Genomic DNA, 2,641 nt, shown 5'->3' with positions numbered 1-2,641 from the left:
TATCCTTTAAAGAGTTTGTTGCAAATAATCCGATACCCATTCCATACATCGAGCTTAAAAATGCACTCGAAGCAATTATACAGTCGCCATCTAAACAACCAACGTAATTCCAGTAAAATAGTCCTCCTAACGCTCCTGCAACACCATATATAATGTATGCGTTGAATTTTTTAAGTGTATCCATCTAATTTATTTTTTTAAATCAATTACTTAGAAAATTCATTTCAAAGCCTGAATATCTACGCAGCTGCGTATTCTTCCAAACTTTTTATCTTTCTCATTCCTTTGATGCTTGTTTCAAATTCATTTACGTATTCTTCTACGATCTTTATTGCTTTCACCCACTTATTCTTATGGAGTGCAGCCTCATTAATTCCATATTTGACTTTTCCGGTAGGATCAAAAGTCGGTCTATTCTTTAGTATATCTGTTTTCGTAAATACCATATTGGCCGTCTCAGCTGCCCTGTCGATAAGTAATGTTAATCCGTTACCGCTTACGTCGGCATGATTAGACATCTCCAAAGAGTTAATGAAAGCCTTCACTATTCCCCTTTCAATATAGCCTCTTGAATCCATAGTACTGGCTACGCATAAAACATGAGAAATAGCTCTTCTTCCAGAAAGGTGATAGCTATCACTTTTAATTTCAGATAATTCTGTTGCAGATAAGGTATCCTTAAAACAATTGAAAAACTTATTTAAATAATCAGTATCTATTTCTTCTTCAGAAAACAGCACAAATAATTCACGATTACTAGTAGTCACATACATGATTTCCTCAATGCCGATCCGTTTCTTTACTTCTATCAATTTCTCGTCCCTCTTCAAAGGATCAATTAAAAAGTTACCATATTGCCCATAACCTAATACTTGATTGGACACTGATATAACCTTGTATTTTCCTAACAAGTAAGATCCTCTTTTTCTCGTTTTCATATAATTACCTTTACAAATTATAACTTGCTCACTTTGTATAATATAAATGTCAAACAATTGAACGCGTAAACATCCAAAGAGTTACCATAAAATAGATAAATCTTACATAGAAATTTCAAACAGTATATATTACAAGTACAAGGTGTTCAAATACGTATTCTTTTAATCCTAGATCTTGATCGTTTGAGTGTTTCTTACCCCTTATATGTAATGCATCTATAGTACACCGCTAAGTATAAACTAGTTACCTCCCAATCAGTAGGAATAATTATTGCAACGATTAATATTAAGTAGGTTTACTTATAATATGTAGAAACTCTAATTTAAAACTAGGGAAACTTAATTTATCAAGGATAGTAATCAGTGAAGGATCTAATTAAGCGATAATAATTAGTAAAAAACAGGTTAGGAATATCATCAATAAACTTTTGGACTAGGGGGAATTCTTCTGATCTAAATAGTCTGGACAAGATGCTTTACAAAAGACCTCTCACTAGCTTACTTGAATTCAGCTTTCACATCACAGAAGAAAGATTTTATCAAGGAAAGATTGATAACTATTCTATCAGTATAGGGTTTAATGAAAAAACTGGTTTTGATAGCAGACCTGCTATTTGGATTGAGATTGCTTACAAAAAAGAAAAATTATCGATTAAAGAGCGTATGAAGAAATATGCTAGCAGAATGCGTAAAATGAACGAAGAAAAAAATATTCGAAATTCTATAAAAACACAGTTTGCCTGGACACCAAGTTCTATTTATTGCGAGCTCCAATTCAGCTTATTTCCGCCTAATTTAAAATCAATAATGGCGCACATAAGCGAGATGATATCATTGCTAAAAGAAGAAGGTCTAGAAGAATCTTCTATTTCTGAAAGTAATTTTATTTATCCTCAAAAATCAAAGCAGGCGTTCAACATTAACCAAGGACCTGTCTTTGAAGTGTATACAGTATAAGTATCTACTATCTCACTAAAACTTTACAATTCGATAAATAATTACCTTTGATGCGTAACACAATTACCATTTATTAAATGATATATCTTGTAGGAGCTGGTCCTGGAGACCCTGATTTATTAACTCTTAAAGCATTCCGACTTTTAAAAGAAGCAGATATTGTTCTATACGACAGTCTAATATCAGACGAAATAGTTTCTTTAATCCCATCTACTGCAAACAAAATATATGTTGGTACAAGATCTGGAGACACGATTCCAAGAGAGCAGCGACAGATAGATATACATAACTTAATGCTTAAACACCATAACAATGGGAGTTCGGTCGTTCGATTAAAGTCGGGAGATCCATTTGTATTTGCAAGAGGTGCTGAAGAAGTTAAATTCCTTGTTAAGCATCAGATAGACTTTGAAGTCGTACCTGGCATTACAGCAGGTATTGCAGGCGCGAGCTTATTAAAGATTCCATTAACGGAAAGGAGTAAATCAAAGTCTATTCTATTCTGTACTGGTTATAGCATTGACAGTGATCAAAGTCAAATTGACGATATGGCTAATACTTTGAAAGCAGGTAGTAATCTCTGCATGTACATGGGATATAAGTCTCTTAATACTGTAGTATCACGACTTAAGGCTGTATGCGATTCAGAAAAGATATTTGTAACTGCCATCTCCAATGTTTCTAGAAAAAATCAAAAGACAATTACTTACTCCTTAGATACTATAGAAGAAGAATCAAAGAATAAT

At 33.1% G+C, this 2,641-nt stretch carries 4 protein-coding genes; 2 read left to right on the top strand and 2 right to left on the bottom strand.

The features are described from left to right. A partial coding sequence (locus HRT72_12890; GenBank protein NQY68602.1) for a hypothetical protein occupies positions 1 to 184 on the bottom strand: 184 nt, incomplete at its 3' end. Positions 185 to 239: 55 nt separating this feature from the next. Continuing rightward, entirely contained in the window at positions 240 to 938 is a 699-nt protein-coding gene (locus HRT72_12885) for a hypothetical protein (GenBank protein ID NQY68601.1), read from the bottom strand. A 471-nt stretch (positions 939 to 1,409) separates the two neighbouring features. Here HRT72_12885 and HRT72_12880 point away from each other — a divergent pair, with 471 nt between their 5' ends. Beyond that, on the top strand, positions 1,410 to 1,895 hold the full coding sequence (locus HRT72_12880) for a hypothetical protein (GenBank protein NQY68600.1): 486 nt from the start codon (positions 1,410 to 1,412) through the stop codon (positions 1,893 to 1,895). A gap of 77 nt (positions 1,896 to 1,972) precedes the next feature. Then, the coding region (gene cobA / locus HRT72_12875) for a uroporphyrinogen-III C-methyltransferase (protein ID NQY68599.1) at positions 1,973 to 2,641 on the top strand (669 nt) is incomplete at its 3' end.

This window comes from Flavobacteriales bacterium, assembly GCA_013214975.1.
Classification (GTDB): Bacteria; Bacteroidota; Bacteroidia; order DT-38; family DT-38; genus DT-38.
This window is presented reverse-complemented; position numbering and strand designations above follow the sequence as displayed.